This window comes from Amycolatopsis keratiniphila (assembly GCF_000400635.2).
GTDB classification, from domain to species: Bacteria; Actinomycetota; Actinomycetes; order Mycobacteriales; family Pseudonocardiaceae; genus Amycolatopsis; species Amycolatopsis keratiniphila.
This window is the reverse complement of the sequence record NC_021252.1, coordinates 3,143,980-3,166,584: the sequence shown is the minus strand read 5'-3', so window position 1 is coordinate 3,166,584 and position 22,605 is coordinate 3,143,980. Positions and strand designations below refer to the sequence as shown.

18 protein-coding genes are annotated in these 22,605 nt (G+C 68.3%); 5 read left to right on the top strand and 13 right to left on the bottom strand.

The genetic code is table 11. The features are described 5' to 3' along the window. Window positions 1-567: 567 nt before the first annotated feature. The 5 genes from AORI_RS55695 to AORI_RS55675 all read right to left on the bottom strand — a co-directional run bounded on the left by AORI_RS55695 (window position 568) and on the right by AORI_RS55675 (window position 7,667). Window positions 568-2,103, bottom strand: coding sequence for a long-chain-fatty-acid--CoA ligase (locus AORI_RS55695; protein ID WP_016333296.1), 1,536 nt, complete (start codon window positions 2,101-2,103; stop codon window positions 568-570). A 189-nt stretch (window positions 2,104-2,292) separates the two neighbouring features. After that, the gene (gene hemA / locus AORI_RS55690; RefSeq protein ID WP_016333295.1) at window positions 2,293-3,501 is read right to left on the bottom strand and encodes a 5-aminolevulinate synthase; all 1,209 of its coding nucleotides are present in this window, start codon (window positions 3,499-3,501) and stop codon (window positions 2,293-2,295) included. Next, complete coding sequence (locus AORI_RS55685; RefSeq protein ID WP_016333294.1) at window positions 3,498-5,063, bottom strand: AMP-binding protein; 1,566 nt, start codon at window positions 5,061-5,063, stop codon at window positions 3,498-3,500. The genes hemA and AORI_RS55685 overlap by 4 nt, the downstream gene beginning before the upstream one ends. Before the next feature lie 4 nt (window positions 5,064-5,067). Then, window positions 5,068-6,291, bottom strand: a complete 1,224-nt coding sequence (locus AORI_RS55680; RefSeq protein ID WP_016333293.1) for a glycosyltransferase — start codon at window positions 6,289-6,291, stop codon at window positions 5,068-5,070. Window positions 6,292-6,326: 35 nt separating this feature from the next. Continuing rightward, complete coding sequence (locus tag AORI_RS55675) at window positions 6,327-7,667, bottom strand: UDP-glucose dehydrogenase family protein (protein WP_016333292.1); 1,341 nt, start codon at window positions 7,665-7,667, stop codon at window positions 6,327-6,329. A gap of 304 nt (window positions 7,668-7,971) precedes the next feature. On the opposite strand from AORI_RS55675, the gene AORI_RS55670 reads away from it, so the two are divergent. Beyond that, entirely contained in the window at window positions 7,972-8,460 is a 489-nt protein-coding gene (locus AORI_RS55670) for a hypothetical protein (RefSeq protein ID WP_016333291.1), read from the top strand. A gap of 97 nt (window positions 8,461-8,557) precedes the next feature. Here AORI_RS55670 and AORI_RS55665 read toward each other — a convergent pair whose 3' ends face one another. Then, entirely contained in the window at window positions 8,558-9,313 is a 756-nt protein-coding gene (locus tag AORI_RS55665; RefSeq protein ID WP_016333290.1) for a thioesterase II family protein, read from the bottom strand. 199 nt (window positions 9,314-9,512) lie between these two features. On the opposite strand from AORI_RS55665, the gene AORI_RS55660 reads away from it, so the two are divergent. Next, complete coding sequence (locus AORI_RS55660) at window positions 9,513-10,652, top strand: sensor histidine kinase (RefSeq protein WP_016333289.1); 1,140 nt, start codon at window positions 9,513-9,515, stop codon at window positions 10,650-10,652. A 192-nt stretch (window positions 10,653-10,844) separates the two neighbouring features. On the opposite strand, the gene AORI_RS55655 is transcribed toward AORI_RS55660, so the two are convergent. Next, window positions 10,845-11,513, bottom strand: coding sequence for a response regulator transcription factor (locus AORI_RS55655; protein ID WP_016333288.1), 669 nt, complete (start codon window positions 11,511-11,513; stop codon window positions 10,845-10,847). Window positions 11,514-11,690: 177 nt separating this feature from the next. Here AORI_RS55655 and AORI_RS55650 point away from each other — a divergent pair, with 177 nt between their 5' ends. Then, window positions 11,691-12,230 carry a DUF1453 family protein gene (locus tag AORI_RS55650; protein WP_016333287.1) on the top strand — a complete coding sequence of 180 codons (540 nt, stop codon included), beginning with the start codon at window positions 11,691-11,693 and terminating at the stop codon, window positions 12,228-12,230. Window positions 12,231-12,293: 63 nt separating this feature from the next. Here AORI_RS55650 and AORI_RS55645 read toward each other — a convergent pair whose 3' ends face one another. Together AORI_RS55645 and AORI_RS55640 are read right to left on the bottom strand one after the other, a co-directional pair. Beyond that, window positions 12,294-13,955: a flavin monoamine oxidase family protein gene (locus tag AORI_RS55645; RefSeq protein ID WP_016333286.1), complete on the bottom strand. Its 1,662-nt coding sequence runs from the start codon at window positions 13,953-13,955 to the stop codon at window positions 12,294-12,296. Window positions 13,956-14,063: 108 nt separating this feature from the next. Continuing rightward, window positions 14,064-14,753, bottom strand: coding sequence for a VC0807 family protein (locus tag AORI_RS55640; RefSeq protein ID WP_016333285.1), 690 nt, complete (start codon window positions 14,751-14,753; stop codon window positions 14,064-14,066). A gap of 183 nt (window positions 14,754-14,936) precedes the next feature. Between AORI_RS55640 and AORI_RS55635 the strand changes: the two genes are divergently transcribed. After that, window positions 14,937-15,752, top strand: coding sequence for a class I SAM-dependent methyltransferase (locus AORI_RS55635; protein ID WP_016333284.1), 816 nt, complete (start codon window positions 14,937-14,939; stop codon window positions 15,750-15,752). A gap of 212 nt (window positions 15,753-15,964) precedes the next feature. Here AORI_RS55635 and AORI_RS55630 read toward each other — a convergent pair whose 3' ends face one another. The 4 genes from AORI_RS55630 to AORI_RS55615 form a co-directional block, all read right to left on the bottom strand. Beyond that, entirely contained in the window at window positions 15,965-18,769 is a 2,805-nt protein-coding gene (locus AORI_RS55630; RefSeq protein ID WP_158509125.1) for an ATP-binding protein, read from the bottom strand. A 227-nt stretch (window positions 18,770-18,996) separates the two neighbouring features. Further along, window positions 18,997-19,458, bottom strand: a complete 462-nt coding sequence (locus tag AORI_RS55625; RefSeq protein WP_043848035.1) for a helix-turn-helix domain-containing protein — start codon at window positions 19,456-19,458, stop codon at window positions 18,997-18,999. 165 nt (window positions 19,459-19,623) lie between these two features. Next, window positions 19,624-20,733 (bottom strand): MAB_1171c family putative transporter, encoded by a 1,110-nt coding sequence (locus AORI_RS55620; RefSeq protein WP_016333281.1) that lies wholly within the window; start codon window positions 20,731-20,733, stop codon window positions 19,624-19,626. After that, window positions 20,730-21,272, bottom strand: coding sequence for a hypothetical protein (locus tag AORI_RS55615; RefSeq protein WP_016333280.1), 543 nt, complete (start codon window positions 21,270-21,272; stop codon window positions 20,730-20,732). The genes AORI_RS55620 and AORI_RS55615 overlap by 4 nt, the downstream gene beginning before the upstream one ends. A gap of 550 nt (window positions 21,273-21,822) precedes the next feature. Between AORI_RS55615 and AORI_RS55610 the strand changes: the two genes are divergently transcribed. Further along, window positions 21,823-22,293, top strand: a complete 471-nt coding sequence (locus tag AORI_RS55610; RefSeq protein ID WP_016333279.1) for a hypothetical protein — start codon at window positions 21,823-21,825, stop codon at window positions 22,291-22,293. The last annotated feature ends 312 nt before the right edge of the window (window positions 22,294-22,605 follow it).

The window sequence follows — 22,605 nt, the reverse complement described above, 5'->3', positions numbered from 1 at the left end:
GGGTTTCGTCGAAAGCGGCCAGCACCGTGGCCCAGTCCGGCCGAACACGTCGAGTTCGCAGAATCAGTTCGTCTCGCATGGTCCGCATTTCGGGTTCGAGGATGGGATTCCGAAGCTAGTGCGGGAACGGACCCCTTTCGCACCCCTACGTCCCCCTGTTCACGGTCGGGCGCGGGGTGGGGGCAGGGGTTGGCGAGCGGCGGTGTGCTGCGAAAGCCACTTTCGCAAAGTTGAAGGTTGGGAAAGTGGCTTTCGCAACGTCGGCGAGCGGGGAAGATTGAGGACGTCCAGTGTCCGAAATCTTCCCCACTCGGCTGCGACCTTGATCGACGGAGGATTGGGGACGCTGAGTGTCCCCAATCCTCCGTTGATCAAGATCCGAGACCCGGTCCCCCGACGATGTAGGAATCGGGACACTCAACGTCCCGATTCCTACATCGTCAACACCAGACACGCCAACGCTTGAGCTGGCCAGGTGATTCGAGTGTGGAGGATTTGGGACACTCAACGTCCCAAATCCTCCACACTCGACCGTGCCGCGATTCCGCCTGGGCCGAAGCACAGGAGTCAGTGCCCGAGGAGCTCCGCCAGCTCCCGCTTGAGGATCTTCCCGCTGGGCCCGAGCGGCATCGCGTCCAGGAACTCCACGCGGCGCGGATACTTGTAGGCCGCCACGCGCTTCTTGCTCCACGCCACGAGTTCCGCCGCCAGTTCCGGCCCGGGTTCCCGATCGGAAGCGGCCACCACGACGGCGCAGATCTCCTCGCCGTACCGTTCGTCCGGCACGCCGACGACCGCGACCTGGGCGATCGCGGGATGCCTGGCCAGCACTTCCTCGATCTCGCGCGGATACACGTTGTAGCCGCCGCGAAGGATCATGTCCTTCTTACGGTCCACAATGGACAGATAGCCGTCGTCGTCGAGGAAGCCTAGGTCGCCGCTGCGGAACCAGCCGTCCACGATCGCGGCCGCCGTGGCCTCGGGACGGTTCAGGTAGCCCGCCATCACGTTGTGGCCCCGGACGACGATCTCGCCGACCTCACCCGGCGGCACGGGTTCGATCCGGTCTTCGGTCTCGGCGCGCGCGATGGCGACGTCCACGCCCCAGATCGGTTTGCCGACGGTGCCCGCGCGGGTCGGCCACGCGCGCTGGTTGTAGGCCACCACGGGCGAGGTCTCGGTGAGGCCGTATCCCTCGTAGATCGGGCAGTCGAACACGGCCTCGAACCGCTCCAGCAGCGCTACGGGCAGCGACGAACCACCGGAGAAGGCCCGGTCGAGTTTGGGCCGCCGCGGCTCGTCCTCGGCGGCCTCCAGCAACGCGACGTACATCGTCGGCACGCCCATGAACAGCGAGCAGTTCTGCTCCACCATCAGTTCCAGCGCGGCTCGCGCGTCGAACCGCGACATCAGCACCATCGTCGCGCCGGCGCGGAAACAGGTCGCCATCCCGCAGATCTGGCCGAAGGTGTGGAACAGCGGCAGGCAGCCGAGCAGCACGTCGTCGGCGTGGAAGTCGAACGGCGACAGCATCGTGGTGGAAACGTTCAGCACGATGCTCAGGTGGGTCAGCATCGCGCCCTTGGGTTTGCCGGTGGTCCCCGAGGTGTAGAGGATCAGCGCGAGGTCCGAGGGTTCACGCGGTTCGTACCGCTCGATCTCGGCCGCGTCCCCGGCGAGGACGTCGAGGCGGACGCGGCCGGTGTCGGAGTCCTCCAGCATCGTCAGGACTTCGACACCGGCCGCGTCGGCGGCCTCGCCGCCCTGCTCCAGCAGGGCGGCTCCGCAGATCAGCACCCGGGCGTCACAGTCGGTGAGGATGTAGTGGATCTCCTCCGCGACGAGCAACGTGTGCACCGGCACGACGACCGCGCCGAGCGCCAGCGCGCCGAAGTAGACCATCGGGAACTCCGGCGTGTTCGGCAGGAGCAGCACGACCCGGTCGCCGGCGGCGACCCCCTGGTCCCGGAGCGCGGAGGCGTACCTCTTCGCCCCGGCCCAGAGTTCCCGGTAGGAGAACGGTTCCCCGTCGAACACGAGCGCGGGGTGGTCCGGCCGCCTGCCCGCCGAGTCGGCGAGGACGGCCGCTAGGGACAAGGACACCGGTCTCCCCTCTCAGAGCCTGTTGGCGGAAGCTGAAGTTGTACCTCGACAAGCACCCGAACGCGTGAACCCACCCTGGCCGAAGGCCCCGCTATCGCGGTGGCAGGACGCCTTGTCCGCCATCGCGATGTGGATGACCAGCGGCGTCCTGCCGACGTCGATCGCGGACACGGGTTCACCAACACGCACTCAGCCGCGCGGCAGACCGAGATCCAGCCAGATCTGGTCCAGCGCCTCGACCATCTTCTGCACGTCGCTGCCGGTGTGCACCGCCGACGGGGCCGTGCGCAGGATCTCCTGTCCGAACGGGACACTCGGCGCGTTGATCGACTGGATGTAGATCCCGTGCCGCTGCAACAGGAGTTCGTGCACCTTCTTGCAGAGCGCGTCGTCGCCGACCAGGATCGACACGATATGCGACTCGTCCGAGAGGAAGGGGATGCCGCGTTCGGCGAGCAGTTTGTGCAGCAGCTGCGCGTTGTCGGCGAGGATCTCGCGCTCCCGCTCCGACGAACGCAGGTGCCGGACGGCGGCGAGCGCTCCGGCGGCCACGGCGGGCGGCAGCGCGGTGGTGAAGATGAACGATCGCGAATGCGTGCGCACGGCGTCGATCAGCGCGGCGGGCCCGGCGATGTATCCGCCGGTGGTGCCGAAACCCTTGGCCAGCGTGCCCATCACGACGGTGAACTCGTCGGCGATCCCCTCGCGCGCGGCGATCCCGGCACCTTCGGGCCCGTACATTCCGACGGCGTGCACTTCGTCCACATAGGTCATGGCGTCGTACTGCTTCGCCAACGCGGCGAATTCGGCCAGCGGCGCGATGTCGCCGTTCATCGAGTAGACCGACTCGAACACGATCATCTTCGGCCGGTCCGCCGGGGCGGCGGCGAGCAGCTCGGCCAGATGGGCGACGTCGTTGTGGCGGAAGATCTTCTTCTCCACACCACTGTGCCGCAACCCGTCGATGATGGAGGCGTGGTTCTTCTCGTCGGAGAACACGATGCAGTCCTCGGGGCGGCCCGCCAGCACGGTCAGCGAACCGTCGTTGGCGGTGTAGCCGGAGGTGAAGAGCAGCGCGTCCTCTTTGCCGTGCAGTTCGGCCAGTTCGCGTTCGAGCGCCACGTGGTAGTGGTTGGTGCCCGCGATGTTGCGTGAACCGCCCGCCCCGGCGCCGAACCGCTCGACGGCCTCCTTCATCGCGGAGAGCACGTCCGGGTGCTGGCCCATGCCGAGGTAGTCGTTGCTGCACCAGACGTTGATCTCGGCGACCGCTTCGGCCTCCTCGTACCGGCTGGCCGCCGGGAACCGGCCCGCCTGCCGCCCGATCTCCAGGAAGTCGCGTTTCTGCAGCACTTCGCCTTGCAGGGTGCGCTGGAAGGACTCCAGGTAGGTGGTCATGACGTCAACTCGCTCTCTGGCTCGGCGTGGCTGGACTTGGTGGCGGGTTTCGCCTCTTCGCGGAGGCGGAGCTTGTCCGGCTTCCCCGCGTCGGTCAGCGGAAGCTCGGCGCGGAGCCGGATCTCCGCCGGCACGTGGCTCGGGGACAGCACCCGCGCGACATGCGCGGCAAGGTCGGCGGGATCCACGTCCCTGCCGCGGCGTGGCACCGCGATCGCGTGCATGTACTCGACGTTGTCCTCGTCGGCGACCCCGAACACCGCGGCCTGCGCGACGTCCGGATGGGCCAGCAGCGCGTTCTCGACCTCGGCCGGATACACCTTGATGCCGTTGGTCTTGATCATGTCGGCGAGCCGGTCGACCAGGTACAGGTAGCCGTTCTCGTCGAGGTAGCCGACGTCGCCGGTGTGCAGCCAGCCGTCGATGAGGACCTTCGAGGTCAGGTCGGGCCGCTTCCAGTAACCGTCCATCATCATCGGCGACCGGACGCAGATCTCCCCGGTCTTCCCGGCGGGCAGCTCGTGCCGCACATGCGGGTCGCGGATGCCGACCTGGACGAACGGGACCGCCTTGCCGACCGTGGTGAGCAGTTCCGGTTTCAGGTGCTCTTCCGGCGAAAGCGCGGCGATCACCCAGCTTTCGGTGGTGCCGTAGATCTGGATCAGCTTCGCGCCGAACACCTCCGCGGCCCGGGAGAGCCGCACCGGGGAGGCCGGGCTCCCGCCGTAGTACAGCTCGCGCAGGCTGGAATGGTCGGTGGTGCCCAGTGCCGGATGGTCGAGCAGGTCGTAGAGCTGCGGGGTGGCCAGGTAGACCCGGTTGACCCGGTGGCGTTCCACGGCTTCGAGCACGGCGCCGGCGTCGAACCCCTCGTGCAGGACGATCATCCCGCCGGAGGCGACCGCGTCGTCCACTGTGGACGAGACGGAATGGCTGAGCGGCGTGGTGACCAGCATCGTGCAGCGCTCGGTCATGTGCCGGGCCTTGGTGACCACCGCGCCCAGCCCGCCGAACCCGCGGCCGATGCCCTTGGGCCTGCCGGTGGTCCCACTGGTGTAGGTCAGCACGGCGGTGCCCTCGGCTCGCGGCTCGACCTCGCTCGCGGTCCCGGTGAGGTCGGCGACGTCGTCACCGAAGTCCCCGAAAGCCGCCAGTGCCGCCGGTTCCGCCATGGCGTCGCGGATCTTCCTGGCCCGGTCGAGGTTCGCCGCGTCGGTGAGCAGGACGGTGGTGCCGGTGTCGTCGACGATCTCGACCTGCGTGGCGACCGGGAGTTCGTCCAGCGGATCGGCGGCGTTGATCCCGCGCAGGTGCACCACGGTGGCGCCGATCAGGTTGGCGGCGTACCGGCCGATCAGCGTCGCCGGGCTGTTCCCCACGGTCAGCAGGGCCACCACCCCGCCTTCGCCGGTCCCGCGGTCGCGCAGCGCGGCGGCGGCACCGGTGATCGCCGCGGCGAATTCCGCCGACGTCAGCGCTTCGTCGCCGTAGCGCAACGCGATCTCGTCCGGGCGGGTGGAAAGCACGTCCAGCAGCTGGCTGACGTAGTGGTCGATCTGCACCGCGCTACTCCGTTCCCGCGGCCCGGCCGGCGAGCTCTTCGAGATGGGCCACGGCGGATTCCACGCCCGGCATGGTCAGGCTCCGCCGTTGGGCCCGTGCGACGGTGGCCGCGATCGTGGCGTCGGCCAGCACCGCGCGGCAGGTCTCGGCGACCGCTTCCGGCGTGGTGGCGGGGATCTGCTTGCCGAACCCGAGCTCCTCGATGCGGCGCGCGTTGTGCGGCTGGTCGCCGAACTGCGGCAGCGTGGCCATCGGGACTCCGGCACGCAGCGCCTCGCGGATGCTGTTGTACCCGGCGTGGGTCAGGAACAGCTGCGCGCATTCGAGCAGCAGCGGCTGCGGCATCCGTTCGACGACGAGCACGTTGTCGCCGACCTCGACGTCGCCGATCGGGAACCCGGCCGTCGCCACCACCGCCGAACAGTCCACACTGGACAGTCCTTCGATCAGGGCGCGCACCGTGACGTCGGGATCTTCCATCTCCTCCGGCGGGTCGATGCCGAAGGCCTTGAACGCGCCGAGCATGGGCAGCGCGGTGCCGACCGAGGCGAGCACCAGCGGCCGGTCCGCGGGCAATGCGGCGATCTCCGGCGGCAGGACCTCACCGGTGGCCACCTCCGACGGCTGGCGGTAGGTGAACGGCGTCGGCAGATCGAAGGCGGCGAACGAGGTGTCGGCGGGCAGGCAGTCGAAACGGCCGTAGCGGTGCACCATCCCGGCGTCGGGTTCGGCGGCGAGCCCCAGCTCCTGGCGGCGCTCGTTCAGCGGCTCCACCAGGCCCGCCGGGTCGATCAGGTTGCCCGCACCCGACGGCGCGCTGATGTAGGGCACGCCGAGCTGCTCGGCGACCAGCGCGCCGGACAGCTCCGCGCCGTCGCGCAGCACGATGTCGGGCTGAAACTCCTTGGCCAGTGGGTAGAGCTTCTGGTAGGCGGTGGTGACGTGCGGGCCGCTCGCGGTGGCGATCAGCTGTTCGCGCGTGTCCAGCACCCGGCGCGGGGTCCCGGCCGCTTCGGCCTCCTGGCGTTCCTGGACCATCCGCCCGATCGCCTCGACCATCCCCGGGAGCACCGGTTCGATCCGCATCAGCCCGGGTTCGAAGACGTCGGCCAGTTCCGGCGGGGTCACGACGAGCACTTCGTGGCCCGCCTTCGCCGCCGCCCTGGCCAAGGGCAGCACCGCCCGTGCGTGGCCCTGCGAGCCGGTCACGGTGCACAAAACCCGCATGGGGTCCACCTTTCTTTTCTGTCCTTTGAGGACGATCAGGGAACGGGGTCGAGGGACGGCGTGCGCACCGGGTCGACCGGGGGCCTGCCGAAGCCGCGCCAGGCGATGCCGGCCCGGCTGAGCGCGTCGGGGTCGAGGTGGTTGCGGGTGTCGATGACGACCGGTCCTTCGAGCAGACCGGCGATCCGCGGCCAGTCGAGGGCACGGAACTGCGGCCAATCGGTCAGCAGGACGAGCGCGTGCGCGTCCTTCGCGATGTAGTAGGGGTCGTCGACGACCCGGACGCCGGGGATCGGAGGTTCGGCGCCGGTGAGACCGGGGTCGTATCCGGTCAGCTCCGCGCCGCGCTCGGCCAGCAGCCGGGCGACGCTGAGCGCCGGGGAATCCCGGAGGTCGTTGGTGCCCGCCTTGAAGGTCAGCCCGAGCAGGCCGATCCGCAGGCCGGTGAGGTCCGCGTCCGCGTCGAGTCCACAGGCGACGGCGATCCGTTCGACCACTCGGGACGCCTGTTTCGCGTTGCCCGAGATGACCTCGTCGAGCAGGCCGAACTCGAAACCCGCGACCTCGGCGACCTGTTTGAGCGCCATGGTGTCCTTGGGCAGGCAGGAACCGCCCCAGCCCGGCCCCGGCGAGAGGAACGTCGGGCCGATCCGGCGGTCGTAGCCCATGCCTTCGGTGACGTCGCCGATGTCGGCGCCGAGCCGCTCGCACAGTTCGGCGATGGCGTTCACATAGGACAGTTTCGTCGCGAGGAAACAGTTGGCGGCGTACTTGACCATCTCCGCGCTCGCCGCGTCGGTCAGCACCGTCGGGGCGCCGAGCCGGGCGTAGAGCGCCGCGACCCGTTCCGCCGGGCCGCGCGTGTCGGAACCGACGACGATCCGGTCCGGGTTGAGGAAGTCGTGGACGGCGGTGCCCTCGCGGAGGAACTCCGGATTGCTCACCACCGCGACGTCGTCCCGGCCGAGCAGCGCGGCGACCCTGGCCGCGGTCCCGACCGGCACGGTCGACTTGTTCACCAGTACACAACCCGGCGAAAGCACGTCACGGACCTTGGTCGCGACGTCGATGACGGCCGACAGATCGGCCATCCCGCCCTCGCCCATCGGGGTGGGTACACAAAGGAACACGGCCTCCGCGGTCTCGACGGCCTCCGCGGCCGACTCGACGAAACCGAGCCGTCCGGCGGCGATTCCCTCGGCGACCAGACCGGGCAGGCCCTTTTCCAGGATGTCGACCTCGCCTCGTTTGAGCCGGGCCAATTTGCCGCGATCGGAATCGGTGCATCGGACCCGGTGCCCGAGCGAGGCGAGACACGCCGCGGTGGTCAGCCCGACGTATCCGGCGCCGACGACGGCCACTTGGTAGGAATGCAACGTGAGACACCTTTCAGTCGGCGAAATCCGGCTCCGAATTCCGGGAAAGGGGATTCGGAAGCGAGAGCCGATCGGGCCGGGAATCGGCGGTCCGGCCGATGAACCCGACAGTAGGATCGGCCTCGAAGCACCAACAACCCCTAGCGACCGGTGCCCACCCCTAATCGCCGGATCCCCGGTTCGGGTGGACCGGGGAATTCCACCCGGACCTCAACCCGTGGTTGGTCGCCGCGGCGGGCCCCGGCTCCTACGCTCGTGATCGATACCGAACGAACAGGTCGCCCACAGCCGAGGAGAGTGCGCAGTGGACACCAGCACGCTGATCAACATCGCGGTCGCCATCGCCGTCGTCGTCTACGTGATCTACCAGCGCATGAGCTGGAAGCCGCTGGAGAACGTGGAGATCTGGGGCGGGCCGCTCACCCTGGTCGCCATCGGGGTCATCCAGATGCGGCATCTGGACACCACCATCAGCGTGACCGACATCGTCTTCCTCGGGGTGGGCCTGCTGGTCTCGCTCCTCGGCGGCGCCGCGATGGGCGCGATGACGCAGCTGCAGCGGCGCGGCGACAAGGTCTACCAGCGGATCGGCGTGGTCGGCCTCGCCGTCTGGGTGGGCCTGCTGCTCGTCCGCGGCGTGCTCGGCGTGATCGGGCACTTCGCCGGCGCGACGCTGACCTCCGGCGGCGGCACCATCCTGCTCTCGCTGGGCGCGAACCTGATGGCGATGACGCTCGTGCTGTCCGCCCGCCTCGGCGGCGCCAAGGTCCCCGGCGGCAGCCCGCAGCGCTGACACATTCGGGCGTCGATACAGCGGGTCGTGAGTGGCGTTTCGGGTTAGAACCCGAAACGCCACTCACGACCCGCTTTTGTGAGGCGCAGGCGCCGGTTCACCGCCGCCGGACCGCGGCGGTCACCACCTCGGCGAACTCCTCGGGACGCGCCTCCGGAAAACCGTGCCCACCAGGGAAGACCTGGAGGTCGAACGGGCCGGTGGTGTACTCGTGCCAGTCGCGCGCCTCGTCGAGGGACACCGTCGGATCGCTGTCGCCGACGAGCACCGTGACCGGGCAGCGCAGCGGCGGCGCGGGCTCGGGCCGGTAAGCGGCCAGCGCCCGGAAGTCGGCCCGGATGGCCGGGAAGGTGGCCTTGAGCAGCTCCGCGTCCCGCGCGCCCGGCGAGCCGGCGGCGCGCTGCGAGTACAGCTCGGCCACGAGGTCCTGATCCGGCAGCAGGTGGAGCCCGGCGGTGCCGGACCGGGACGGGGCGGGACAGCCGGACACGATCAGCGCGACCGGGCTCCCGGTCAGCGCCTGCTCCAGCCGTCTGGCCACCTCGAAACCGACGACCGCGCCCATTCCGTGGCCGTACACCGCGAACGGCGCGCCTTCCCAGAGCGCGAGCGCCCCGGTGACCCGGTCGGCCAATTCCCCGATGTCTTCGGCGCACGGTTCCGCGACCCGATCCTGGCGTCCCGGATATTGCACCGCGTGCACCTCGATCCCCGGCGCGAGCGCGGCGGAAAGCGGGAAGAACGCATTCGCGGCCGCACCGGCGTCGGGCAGGCAGATCAGACGCGGTACCGACGGTCCTCCGGGCCGGAAAACACGGACCCAGTCCCCGGCATCGCCGCTTGGAGCGGTCATCGCAGGATTCCTCCGAAAGGGATGGGAATTGTTCGGCGGAGGGGCGGGAGACCGCTTTCTTTCGCCTCGGCGAACACTAGCCGGACGCTTCCTGCGGAAACAACCGCGCGAGAGCGACCTCCTACCAACGGTGACGGTATTTCCACCCTCGGAATGATCACCCGCGAGCGGAAAACCGTCGTGGCCCTACGATCGTCGTATGACCGACGCAGTGTCCGACGAGGTCGAGGAACGTCGCTGGCGATGGGCCGCGCCCGCCGCCGGGACGGCGCTGCTGGCCGTCACCCAGATGACCGCGACCGTACCGGCCGGCGCCGGCTGGCTGTGGGTGCTCTACGCGGTGTCGTCGGCGAGCTGGCTGCTGTGGATCGGCATCAGCGAGCGCTTCCCCCGTGCCGCCCTGCTCCCGCTCGCCGCGGCGAGCGCGGTCCCCGCCTTCGGTACCGGCGCCGCCACCGACGGCACCGCCGTGATCATGACCTGCATCACCCTCGCCGCGTTCGCTTCACGGCTGGAGCCGGGCACCGTCGCGATCATCGCGCTGATGGTCTTCGACGCCGCCGCCATCGTGGTTTCCAGCCTGCTCGGCCACCGTCCTTCGGAGGCCTGGCTGGGCGCACTGGGCGCGGTCGTCATCGTGGTCCTCGTCGGATTCACCCGCCGCGGTCATCTGACCAGGGTCGCGCAGGCGGAACGGTTGCTGCACCAGGAACGGCTGGCGCACACCCGCGGCGTGCGCGCGGCGACGCTGGACGAGCGCACCCGCATCGCCCGCGAGATCCACGACGTCGTCGCCCATTCCCTCGGCGCGCTGCGGGTCCAGCTGGAGGTGATGCACACCCTGCTGGTGGAGGAGAACGACACCGAAGGCGCCCTGCGTTCGCTCGCGCTGTCGCGAAGTCTCGCCGACCAAGGGCTCAGTGACGTCCGGGACGCCGTGGCGGCGCTGCGCGAGGACGTCCGCGCCCTGCCGGACGCGCTGACCGAACTGGTGCGGACCTTCGGCCGGGAACACGACACTCCGGCGGATTTCACCATGCTGGGCGAGCACCGCGATCTCCCGTCGGCACAGACGATCGCGCTGCTGCGGATCTGCCGGGAAGCGCTGACGAACGCGGCCAAACACGCCGCGGGCGAGGCGGTGAGCGTCGAACTGGAGTACCCGCCGGACGAGGTCCGGCTGCACGTCCGCAATCCCCTCGCCGCCGCGCCGGACCCCGGGCACACGCCGGGCTACGGCCTGACCGGGATGCGCGAACGGATCGAACTCGTCGACGGCACGCTGGTCACCGGGCCCGACGGCCGGTTCTGGGACGTCACCGCCCGGGTCCCGGGGTAGGCCCCAAAGCGCGTTGGCGTTGTTGCGAAAGTGGCTTTCGCAACGTCGGCGCGGCATGCCTGGTTGATCAGCTCCAAGGCCCGAGAGCCCGTATCCGGCCGGGCTGAAGGCTCCCTTCACCGCATCAGACGTGGTGAAGGGAGCCTTCAGCCCACCCAGGAAGGACAGTAACGACGTCGGCGGAGCGCCGCGTCAGTCCCGCACATAGCCCGCTTGGTAGGCATAACGGACGGCCTGCGCGCGATCCCGGCTCCCCGTCTTGGCGAAGATCCGGTTGATATGGCTCTTGACCGTCGTCTCGCTGACGAACAGTTCCGCGGCGATCTCCTTGTTGCTGTGCCCCGCCGCGATCAGCGTCAGCACATGGGCTTCCCGCTTGGTGAGGTTCGCGTCGTCCTCCGGCGGTGGCGCCGAAGCGGGCGCGGACGTCAGGGCGGCGCCGAGCACCCGTCGCTGCACCTGCGGATCGAGCAGGGCCTGGCCCGCCGCGGCGGCGTGTACCGCGCGCCCGATTTCGTGTTTGTTGGCCGATTTCGTCAGGTATCCCAACGCCCCGGCCTCCAACGCGCGCAGCACCCAGTCGTCGTCGGCGTAGGTGGTGAGCACGACGATCTCGATCTCCGGATGCCGTTCCTTGATCCGCCGGGTCGCCTCGACGCCGTCGCACCGGGGCATGGAGAGATCCATCAGGACGACGTCCGGGCGCAGTTCCCCGGCCAGCCGCACGGCGACCTCGCCGTCGGGTGCCTGGCCGACCACGGTGATCCCCGCGACCGTCCCCACCAGGAGGGCCAGTCCTTCGCGTACCGCCGCCTGGTCTTCGGCGATCACGATCCGGACCGGGGGCACTTCTTCGACCATGCCTGCATCATCTCCTGCCCTCACCTGTCCGCGCCACACGGCACTCCACCTCGAGGTGGACGCCGATCTCCAACCGGATTCCCACCCGCACGCCGATGATCGGCCCGGCCGCTCGCCTTAGATTTCGGGACAACCGGCATCGAACTGCCGGATGGGGAGTCTTTCGAAGGAGTTTTGATGAGTGAAGCCATGCGAAACGCCCTCATCCTGAGCGGCGTACTGCTGGCGCTGGTGCTGTTCACGCACATCGGTCGCCATAAGGCCCACCTGGTCATCCTGATCCTGCCGTTCTTCACGTGCGCGCTGGTGGGCTGGGCGGTCCTCTACGACCTCAAGCTGACCACGCCGAACACACTGGCCGGGCTGGTCGGCATCGCGGCGGGCGTCCTGATCGGCTGGGGATTGCTGAAGGGCACGAAGGTCGAGTGGGACCAGGAGAAATCCGCCGTCTACACCAGGGCGGGCTGGGTCTACTTGGGACTGTGGCTGTTCGTCCTGGTCGGACGGCTCATCTTCGTCTACACCCTCGAACACAGCCACTCGTTCGCGGCCGACTTCGGCAAGTTCCTGATGGACACCGGGATCGACGCCGGCGGCGTCTCCGCCTTCTTCGTCACCATGGCGCTGACGATGGTCATCTTCCGCACCGCCGGGGTCTGGGTCTACCGGGCCAAGGTACTCAGGCAGGCTCAGCGAACCCCCAGCTACGCGAGCTGAGCACTGTCTCGCCTGCCCGGTCCGCCGACTACCCCCCAGTCGACGGACCGGGCCTCGGCCCGTTCAGGACTCGGGCAGTTCGATCGGCGCGATGTGGTCGAAGACGTCGCCGGGGCCGGGATTACGCGGGTCGGTGGCCCCGCCGAGATGGCGCAGCGTCCCCCACACCGCGTTGAGCGCGCTGGTGACCGCCCCTTCGGCGAAGCCGCCCATCCACGAGATGTCGTCACCGGCGAGGAACAGGCCGCGCTGAGCGGCGGGAAGGTCGTCTTGCCGGAAATGGGTGAACAGGCGGCGCTGATAGCGGTACTGCCCTGGCAGGTTCGCCTTGAACGCGCCTTGGAAGTTCGGCTCGTTCTCCCAGGTGACGGTGACCGGATCGCCGGTGATGTGGGAGCGGATGTCGACACCCGGGTAGATGTCGGCGAGCGCGTCGAGCGCGAGTTCGAGCCGGTCCGCCGGGCCGAGCGTCGCGAACTTGAGCGAATCGTCGTTCCAGGTATAGGAAAGGCACAGCGCGGCCGGCGAATCCGGCCCGTCGTCGAACAGGTAGACGCTGCGCGGGGTCCGGTCGGTGAGGGTCATCCCCATCAGTTCCTCACCGGTGCGGGGATCGACGTCGTGCCAGAACGGCCGGTCGACCGGGACGAACAACTTCGAAGCACCCATGTAGTGCGTGCGTTCCAGCGCGGTCCACACGTTCGCGGGCAGCAGCGGGCGCACTCCGGCGATCTTGGTGAGCAGGACCCGGTGCTGCGCGGTGAAGACCACGGCCGGATAGGTCCGCACGTCACCGTTCGCGTCCTCGACGGCGAACCCGTCCGCGGCCGGGCGCAACCCGAGGACGGCGGGGCGCGGCGATCCGTCGTGCAGCGACGCGACCGATGTCCCGGCAGGCCAGAAGCGCGCAGACGCGGGTGCGTGGTTCCACAACCGCCGCGGAAGTTGCTGGCAGCCACCGATGATCTGCCGCGGCCCCTCCTCGACACCGGTGTAGATGACGCGGAGGATTTCCAGCACGGAGTTGGGGAAATCGGTGTCCCAGCCGCCGGTGCCGAAGCCGACCTGGCCGAAGATCTCACGATGGCGGAAGGAGGCGAAAGCGGTCGACCGTGCCAGGAAACCATAGAAGGACTGGTCGTCGAGTTCGGGCAGCAGCCGGTTCCAGATCGCCTTCACCATGGCGGTGTCGCGCATCCGGATGGCGTCGCGCATGGTGGACAGATCGGCCAGTTCCTGCAGGGCCTTGTGCCAGGCGTCGTCGACCTCGTGGAACACCGACGGGAGGTCCGCCGGGGTCCGCGCGCGGTAGGTCACCCCGTCGAGGTTGATCACCGTGGTGGAAGTGCTGCGGGACAACGGGTTCGCGAACGGCTTGGTCTCCAGGCCGACTTCGTCGATGTACCGGTACAGGGTGGTGGCCGAGGGCGGGAACCGCATCGCGCCCATCTCCGCGACCGCGCCGTCCTCGCCCGCCAAGGGGATGGAGCGCATCCGCCCGCCGATCTGGCCCGCTTCGTAGACCACCGGTTTCAGGCCGAGGCGCAGCAGTTCGTAAGCCGCGACCACACCCGCTATCCCGCCACCGACGACGGCGACCTCCTGGCCGAGGCGGTCCGGCGGCAGCTCACCGAGCCCGGCCGGATGCGCGAGCCAATCGTCGTAGGCGAACGGGAAATCGGGGCAGAGAGTGGTCAGCGGGGGCGCGAAATCGGCTGCGGTCATCGTGGCGGATCTCCCTGGTCATCGGGGCCACACTGTCTCGACCGAAACGTACGACGGGGTCCGGCGCGGACCAACCCCTCACTTTCCCCTACTCGCCCCTAGTCCAATTTAGACAGCAGCGGGCGCCGCATCCGCCGTGCGAAGCGACTTTTCCAGACCGTGGCCGGCGGAGCGACGCCGGTACCAGATGGTCCAGGCGACCACGCCGGTGATCGCGGTCAGTTCGATCGCGGTGGACAGGCCGACCATCACCGACGCGGGCAGCAGGTAGATCAGGACGAGCCGGGCGGCGGACTCGGTGACCAGGACCACGCCCCAGCCCGCGGTGGAGACGCGATGCAGTTTGCGGAACTCGGGTTCCGCGGCGTACAGCCGGTCCCAGCCCAGGCGCCGAGCCGGGGTGAGCGCCCGGATCCGGCGGGAGATGAAGAAGGTCACCGGTTTCCCGAAGACGAGGCTGCCGAGGAAGGCGATCCCGGCCAGGCCGCTGGTGAAGGGATCCTTGGCCAACAGCAGGCGTTCGTCCCCGCTCACCAAGGAGACCAGCAGGGTCACCGCGCAGACTCCGAGCACGAACACCCCGAAGCCGTCGACCCTGCGTTCCTTGACCGCGACGGCGAGCACGAGGACCCCGATGGCGACCGTGGCCGCCACCAAGGCGGAGCCGCTGCTCCACCCGAAGGCGAGCAGCGCGTAGTAGACGACGACCGGCACGGTGACGTCGGCGATCAACGATACGACGGAGCGCCTGCGCGCGCCGCGGCCGTCGGTGTCCTGGTTCTTGGTTTCCCCCGGCATGTGAAGTTCCTATCACGGGGAAACCCCCCGTGCGGAGAACTTCACCCCCTATTCTCCGAACCCCTATTCCCGGCGTCAGTGCCGTTCAGTGGTCAAGTCACCCCCTGCATTTCGGCTACCGGACCAAGATCACCGATACCGTGGGCTTGAAAGGACTCGCGTGACCGTAGGAGATATACCAGAATGCAACGGAACTTCAAGGAATTCAAGATAACGGTGGACCCGGTCAGGGACGACTTCCTCCGGGCGAAGGGGCCCGGCCAGCGCAACCTCCTTCTCGGCCGCGCGGTGTTCGAGTTCGCCAGCGATCTGGAACATCTGGACACCATCCAGCAGGAATTCGTCGACGGCTCGCACCGGCCGCTGATCCGCCGGAACTGGCAGGACAGCACTGCGGACTACAGCGATCCGACGCAGCTGCTCATCCAGGGCCAGCAGGTGATGCAGAACTGGGAACGGCCGCTGATGAAGGTGCTGGCGGAAAACGCCGCGGCGAACGGCGGGGATCTGCTCGAAGTCGGTTTCGGGATGGGTATTTCGGCCACCTACGTCCAGGACGCGGGCGTCCGGTCGCACACCCTGATCGAAATCAACTCCGAGGTGAAGGCGGAGTTCGAGAAATGGCGTGCCCAGTGGCCGGACCGCGATATCCGGCTGGAACTCGGCGCCTGGCAGGACGTGCTCGGCGGCCTCGGCCAGTACGACGCGATCCTGTACGACACCTATCCGACCGACGAGCGGGAATTCGCCAGGACCCTGGGCCCGAAGGCCATCGTGCTGGCGGCCGAATTCTTCGAGCACGCCGCCGCCCACCTTCGTCCCGGTGGCGTCTTCTCCTACTACACCAACGAAATCGACTCACTGAGCCGGGCACACCAGCGCGCCCTGCTCGAACACTTCAGCTCGTTCCGGGTGGAGGTCGTCCGGGACCTGAAGCCGCCGGCCGACTGCACCTACTGGTGGGCGGGCACGATGGCCGCCGTGACCGCCGTCAAGTAGACGGGACGACGAAGGTCTCCTTACCCGAGCCGGGTAAGGAGACCTTCGTCGTTTCGCGAGCCGGAGATCGACCACGATCCTCGCCAAATGCCCGATTGGCCGCTTCGCGCGAGGGTCGTGAGTGATTTGGGTGGTTCTAACCCGAATCGCCACTCACGACCACCGACATGCGTGACTTGAGAGCTACGACGCGACCCGCCGGGTTCTTTCGGTCAGGCGCTGTTGACGACCGAAACCTGGAGCCACGACGGGAGATCCCGGCGCCGGTTGACGTCCAGTTTGCGATAGACGCGGGTGAGATGCTGTTCGACCGTGCTCACCGTGATGTAGAGCTTGCTCGCGATCGCCCGGTTCGTGTGCCCGAGGGAGGCCAGCCCGGCGACCCGTCGCTCGGCCTCGCTCAGCGACTCGATGAGCTCGCGTTCGACGCCCGACGCGGCGATCTCCGCCGCGGTGGACGCCGGCTTTCCCTCGTCGCCTGTCCCGTCGAGACGCAGATCCCGGCAGATCACGTCGGCGTGGCAACCCTTCGCGATATGCCACGCCTGCCGGGCCACCGTGCGCGCGCGACCCGACTCGGCCAGCGTGTAGTGCGCGCGGCTGAGATCGCCGAGCGCGCGGGCGAGTTCGAGGCGGATACCGCCCGCCTGGAAGATCTTCACCGCTTCACGCAGCAATTCCGGGCGCTTCTGCGGTTCGGCGATCTTGGCCTTGAGCCGCAACGAGATTCCCCGCACATGAGACGTCGAGCCGGCGAGCTTCGCGAGCTGCTCGTCCAGCAGGGACTTCGCCTTCTCCGGCATGCCGAGCCGGAGGTACGCCTCGGCCGTGTCGCCGCGCCAGGGCACCAGCACCGGCAGGTCGAAATCCCAGCTCTTGCTGAGTTCCCCGCACAGGACGAAGTCGCCGAGCGCGGCGTGCACCCGGTCGGTCTCCAGGTAGAGCCTGCCGCGGGCGCGCAGGTAGTGCAGGCCGAACCGGGTTTGCAGCATCGAGGCCGGCACCGGCTGGTTGATATGCGACGCCGCCTCCTCGAACTTGCCCATCCCGACGGCGGCGAGGCACAGCGTCGCCAGCGGGACTCCGACGGCCACGCCCCAGCTCTGCGGCGTGATGAACGTCAAGGCCGCCTTGGCCTGCTTCTCCGCCGTCACCAGATCTCCCTGGCGCAGCGCCATTTCCGCCCTGGCCGCGGCGAACACGGCCTGCCAGCTGGGCGCGTCGCAGTCGGCGGCCTCCTGCTGCAGCAGCTCGCACCACGGCACCGCCTTGTCCAGCCGGTCGGCGTAGATGAGCGCGAACAGCGCGCTGCGCACGGATTCGACCATCGTGTCGCCGAGCTGGATGCTCTTCAGCACGTTCTCAGCCGAAGCGATCGCGTCGTCGTCGGGGCCGTTCGTGACGATCCGGCTCAGCGCCATCGCCGCCTGCACGTTGGGGTCGAAGGATTGCGCGGGAACGCGGTCCTTCGCGGCCGGGGCAGGCAGCTTGTCGCGCAGAACGGGATAGGAACAGAGAATGAACAGCCGGGTGATGCGCAGTTCCGCCTCGGTGCGATCGTCGGCCGAAGGCTCCATGACGGCGAGCTTGTCGAGCACCTCACCCGCTTCCGCGGTGCGGCCGTGCCACAGCAGGAACCGCACCAGGATGGCGGCGGCCCGCACCGGGAGCTGCCCGGCGAGGAAGATCTCGTAGAGGTGGTCCGTGTGCACGGCGCCGATGGCCGGGTTGTTCCGCCATTCCAGGCCGGCGAGCTGGGTCACCATCTCGACCTCGAGCGCTTCGTCGCCGCACGACCGGCAGGCCAGTTTCAGGCATTGGACCGCGAACGAGGTCCGGTTGTCCACTTTGGCCAGTTCGGCCGCGGTGCGCAGCACGGGCACCGCCCACGGCCGGTCGGCCCGGTCGGCGGCGACGAGGTGGCGGGCCACGTCGAGCGCGCCGGCGCCGTCGTGATGCAGGAGCACCGCGGCGCGCTCGTGCAGTCGCGCGCGTTCCGCGACCGGGACGTCGGCCAGCACCGCGGTCACCGTCATCGGATGCCGGAACCGGCCCGCGTCGAGCAGGCCGACCTGGTGCAGGAGGGCGATCGCACGGCCGGCGGTGCGCTGGTCCATCCCGGTCACCCGGACGGCGAGGCAGACCGTTTCCCCTTTACCCAGCACCGCGAGGACACCGGCGAGGGTCCGGGTGTCCTGGTCGCCGCGCTGGAGACACGCCGCCACCGCCTGGCAGTAGTGATCGCCGGGGATCGGCCGGGTCTCGGGCGCGAGGGGTACGCCCGAGGCACGGAGATCTTCGAGGAGTGCCTGAGCCAGCAACGGATTCCCGCCGCTGAGCTCGTGCAGGCCCTTCACCAGGGTGTCGTCCTGGCCGGGCGGGACGAACCGGGCCACCTCGTCGCGGCCCAGCGGCTTCAGCCGGATCCGGCGGCAGTGCGGGAGCCGGAGGTACTCGGCGCCCAGCAAGGGCAACGTCTGCTTGGCGGACAACGACTCCGTCAGCACGACGAGCACGTTCATCGTGCGCATGCGGCGCATGAGGAACATCAGCCAGTGCAACGACGGGGTGTCCACATGGTGGAAGTCGTCGACCAGGACCACGACCGGACGGTGCGCGGCGAGCTCGCGCACGAGCTCCAGCAGGTCGAGCATGAGATGTGTGCTGGGCCGCCCGGTCAGCCCGGTCCGTTCGGCCCGCGTCAGCAGGTCCGCGGCCTTCGCGCGCAGATCTCCGGACAGTGCCGGGCCACGGAAAAGCTGGAACAGCGCGGTGAACGGGAGATCCTTCTCCGCTTCCACGCAAAGCGCGCTCATCACCGTTGCTTCCGCTTCAGCGCATTGTTGCGCGAATGCGTGCAGAAGTTCACTTTTCCCGCTCGCGGCGGTTCCGGTGACCACCGCCGCGACGGCGTTTCCCTGTTCGGATTCCGTCAAGAAGTCTCGCAGGACCAGCAGCTCCGCGCGGGGATACGCCCTCGCGCGGACGTCGCCGTCCACTCTGATCACTGATTTCACGTGCATTCTTCGTCGCCCCCATGGCAAACCCGCAATGTGGAGTCCGGCGGCGGACCGACGTCGTCCGTTCCACGCAGGATCTCTTGCCGAGGAGCCTAGAGGACGTCACCCTATCGTGTCGACCCAAGAGAACATATGAGAGGTTAGTCCGTTTTCCTCAGTGGATGACCACTGTGGACGAAGCGAAAACCCAGGCACGACAAGCACAACCGGCGTCGCCGGAGGCGTCAGTCCTGTTTGGACCCACGCTCTCGCATGGCCTGCTGATCCCGCCAGACCACGTCGAGGAGGTTCTTCACCAGTTCGCGGCGATCGGTCGTCAACTCGCCCGCGCGCATGGCCATCAGGCGGACCTCGTCGGTTTCGGCCAGCTCACGCAACCGCGCCTGTTCCGCGCGCAGGTACTCCAGCTGCCGGTCCACCCGGTCGCTCACGTCCTCGTTGAAGAAGTACGTGACCGGGACACCGAAGAAATCCGCCAGCCCTTGCAGGTGCTTGAGCGTCGGGTTGTCCTTCTTTCCCTTGCGCAGCTGCCAGACGTAGCTCTGGGAGATCGTCACACCCTCGGCGGTGATCGCGGACGCGACCTCTTCGTACGTGAACTCGGTGCCGTTGCGCCGGGTGACGTGCGCGAACAGATGGTCGAGTTTTTCGGCCAGGCTCCGGCCTGGTCCGTCCTGCCGGGACATGCTGCCTCCCAAGAACACTGCCGAGTTCCTCACGAACCCGTGCCGCGCTGCCATATGGCGGTGCAGGTCCCCCCGAGTACCGGAGTATAGGTGCCCACCTCCCTTTCATCAACTGACGTGAATGGATCCCTCCCGGTTCCGTACAACTGAGGAAAAAACGGACGATCAGGCGCGCAGCGTCTTCGACAGCGTGACGAGCTCCCCGACGTCGGCCTCGACGTCCTGCCCCTCGGGGCGCGCCACCGCCACCGCGGTACGCGAGGTCGGCCGCTCCCCCGACCGCAACCTGGCCAGTGCCTCGCGGAAGACCTCGGGCGAAACCCGCTCCCTGCCTTCGACGAAACCGCAGTCGGCCAGGTATGGGCTCAGCCGGACCAGTCCGTCACGGATCTCGACGACCCTTCGCCAGTACCGGCGATGCATCCGCCAGAACGCGAGTTCCTCCAGCCATCCGCCGCGCTGCCCGGCGTACAGCGCGTCACCGGGGAACACGTCGTGCAGGTGCCCCCACAGCGGTCGCAGATCCTCGTACCGCCGCCGGTGCCGCAGCCACAGCCTGACGGCGGCGAGCACGGCGAGCAGCCCGACCAGGGTGATCCCGGCCATGAACAGGATGATTCCCACGTGGACCAGCACGGCCGTCGCGACCGGCAGGGACGACGGCACGTCGCCGCCGGACCAGCGCACCAGGATCGTGCCGAACCGCGCGACCGAGGTCACCGCGAGCGTGATCAGGCCGCAGGCGGCGATCCGCAGCCCCCAGCGGACCCGGAGCGGGGTTTCCACGGCGTCACGCAGCGCCCAGCTCGCAGCCTGCACGGTCGTGTAGGTGCCGTACGCCGCGTCGACCAGGAAGAAGAGCGCCACCCCCGGCTCCGTCACGACCGCCGGCAGCGCCGCGCCGACACCGAAGGCCTGCTCGCGGGACGCGGCCGGGACCACGAACATGGCCACCGCCAGGGCCGCGCAGACCAGTAGCAGCAACCAGGCGTCGAGGGCCACCCGCCGCCGCGAGCCGCCCGCGGAGAGCAGGAAGAAGACCAGCAGGAAGAACAGGCTGGCGTCGAGCACGACCGTCTGGACCAGGCGGAAGGTGTCGACGTCGAGCGTCCCTCCGGTGAACTCGTGCAGCGCCACCATGCTCGAAGGCGCGGTCAGCAACCGCAGCACCAGGCAGCCGACCAGCGCCCAGATCGCCGGGTCGCGCGGCGATCGCGCCAGCCGGTAGGAGAACCACACCAGCGCCGCGATCACGAATTCCTTGGCCAGGCTCACAGCCAGCCCCGCGCCTCGCCGAGGACGTGCCGCATCCGCCTGGTCCGCGACGAACCCGGCTCGTCGAGCAGCCGGACGACCAGGGAACGTTCGAGCAGGAGGGTGGCGATCGTCTCGGCCTCCCGCTCCCGGACCGAGTCGTACTGCGTTCTTTTCAACAGCCTCCGAATTACCCCCGGATCGAGGTCGGGCATGAACCGGGACCATATTTCCTCTTCGTCCGGTTCCGCCCGATGTCCGGAGAGGATATGCCCCAGCTCATGCGCGATGATGTGCTCTTGGTGTATCCGGGTGGTCTCCGACTGGAAGACGATGTAGTCGCCGGAAGACGCGCTCAGCCACGCTCCACACGGGCCGGGAACCTCCATCGGGAACGCGACGAGTTTGATCGGCCGACCTCGGCTTTCCCCGATGCGGCGGCAGAGTTCGGCCATTTCGACCGGCCCCTCGATCCCGACCTTGACCAATTCTTTACGCAGGCCGCGACGTAGTTTCCGCTCACCGGCAATGGTCTTGACGAAACCATGAATCGCTTTCACCCGACCCCCAGGACCACTTGACACCCACGGGTCGACGGCGACCCGCAGCGAAGAAGGAAATGCTGCACCACAGTTGTTTCGCGTCCCCAGATGACGCGGACTTCACATCCGAAACGCCAGACCCTCGCGAGCAACCAGCGGCAGGCTAACACGAGTGATCAGCACGTGTCCGCGTATCACCTGAACGGATCAACTCCGGAAAATATCCACCTCGAACACGTGGCGAACAGCAGGAAGAGGCCTCGTCTCCAAAGCGGGAACAAGGCCGCCGTCCACCTACTCCGCGTCCGTTGCCCGGACACCATTGTCCCTATTGGCACTAGGTAATCGATCGATTGCGAAGCGTCAGTCCCACCCCTTTGACATCGGCATCCCATCCACCGGACGAACACCGTTAGCGGGCGACGAACGCAAGGGCCAATCACACCACAACCGCACCCGGCCGCGTAAACGCGTCAATTCTTCGTATGGGCCGCAAAAGAATCGAGAAGATGCGGGGACGGCGATAGTCTTGAAGCCGCCGAGGACTTCGACAAGGAAAGCAGGCGCGATGAAGGAGCCACTTTACCGTCGCGTGAATACCAGGGCCAGACACGTTCACCACGACCACGGCGGGGACTACCGGCATCGGCGCACCACGAAGAGCGAAACCTCTTCCGACCTGACGCGCGGGCCGATGGGACGGCGGGCACGCCGGGGCCTGGACTACACGCCGTTGTTCCGGTTTCTGCTCGGCAAGCTCGGCGAGGACTGGGACGGGGTGCGCGACGAAGCCGCCGCCCGGCTCGACTCCCCCGACCCGATCCACTGGCTCGTCGCCCGGCAGCCGCACGAACGACGCGACTACGTGCGGATCGGGGAGGCCAGTTACTACAGCGGCCTCTACGTGGACGACGAGAACCGGCTACGGGCCGTCGCCCCCGAGCTGGGTGCCGACGATCTGGAGCCGAGCTGTCCGTGCTGCACCCACACGTTCAACGGTGTCCGGTTCAGTCGGAAGTACCGGGAGCCTGAGCGCTGATGGCGTTCTTTGAGTCTACTTAGGACAGGCCGCTTCGGCGGCGGTCCGCCTTCGCAGTCGAAAGGTCCAGCGCATGCTGCGACGAGGGCCGGTTTCCTTGTGGGCAGCCGACCTTGACAGGCAAGCCCGGCGCGCCGGATCCCTCATCAGCGGTGTCCGGCGTCATCTCGAAGCCAAGCCTTCAGTTCGTGTTGCGAAAGTGGCTTTCGCAACACGTCACCTTTCCTTCACCTCCCGGCAAACCGGACGGCCATCCCGCTCGTCCCGGACGAGCGGCAGTTTTCCCGTTACGGCTTCCCTGGCGCCGATCCC

Excerpts from the sequence above, each read along its gene's own strand:
- hemA (WP_016333295.1), bottom strand. The coding sequence starts at position 3,501 with ATGACCACCTACCTGGAGTCCTTCCAGCGCACCCTGCAAGGCGAAGTG.
- AORI_RS55680 (WP_016333293.1), bottom strand. The coding sequence starts at position 6,291 with ATGCGGGTTTTGTGCACCGTGACCGGCTCGCAGGGCCACGCACGGGCG.
- AORI_RS55665 (WP_016333290.1), bottom strand. The coding sequence starts at position 9,313 with ATGACCGCTCCAAGCGGCGATGCCGGGGACTGGGTCCGTGTTTTCCGG.
- AORI_RS55660 (WP_016333289.1), top strand. The coding sequence starts at position 9,513 with ATGACCGACGCAGTGTCCGACGAGGTCGAGGAACGTCGCTGGCGATGG.
- AORI_RS55655 (WP_016333288.1), bottom strand. The coding sequence starts at position 11,513 with ATGGTCGAAGAAGTGCCCCCGGTCCGGATCGTGATCGCCGAAGACCAG.
- AORI_RS55650 (WP_016333287.1), top strand. The coding sequence starts at position 11,691 with ATGAGTGAAGCCATGCGAAACGCCCTCATCCTGAGCGGCGTACTGCTG.
- AORI_RS55645 (WP_016333286.1), bottom strand. The coding sequence starts at position 13,955 with ATGACCGCAGCCGATTTCGCGCCCCCGCTGACCACTCTCTGCCCCGAT.
- AORI_RS55640 (WP_016333285.1), bottom strand. The coding sequence starts at position 14,753 with ATGCCGGGGGAAACCAAGAACCAGGACACCGACGGCCGCGGCGCGCGC.
- AORI_RS55635 (WP_016333284.1), top strand. The coding sequence starts at position 14,937 with ATGCAACGGAACTTCAAGGAATTCAAGATAACGGTGGACCCGGTCAGG.
- AORI_RS55625 (WP_043848035.1), bottom strand. The coding sequence starts at position 19,458 with ATGTCCCGGCAGGACGGACCAGGCCGGAGCCTGGCCGAAAAACTCGAC.
- AORI_RS55610 (WP_016333279.1), top strand. The coding sequence starts at position 21,823 with ATGAAGGAGCCACTTTACCGTCGCGTGAATACCAGGGCCAGACACGTT.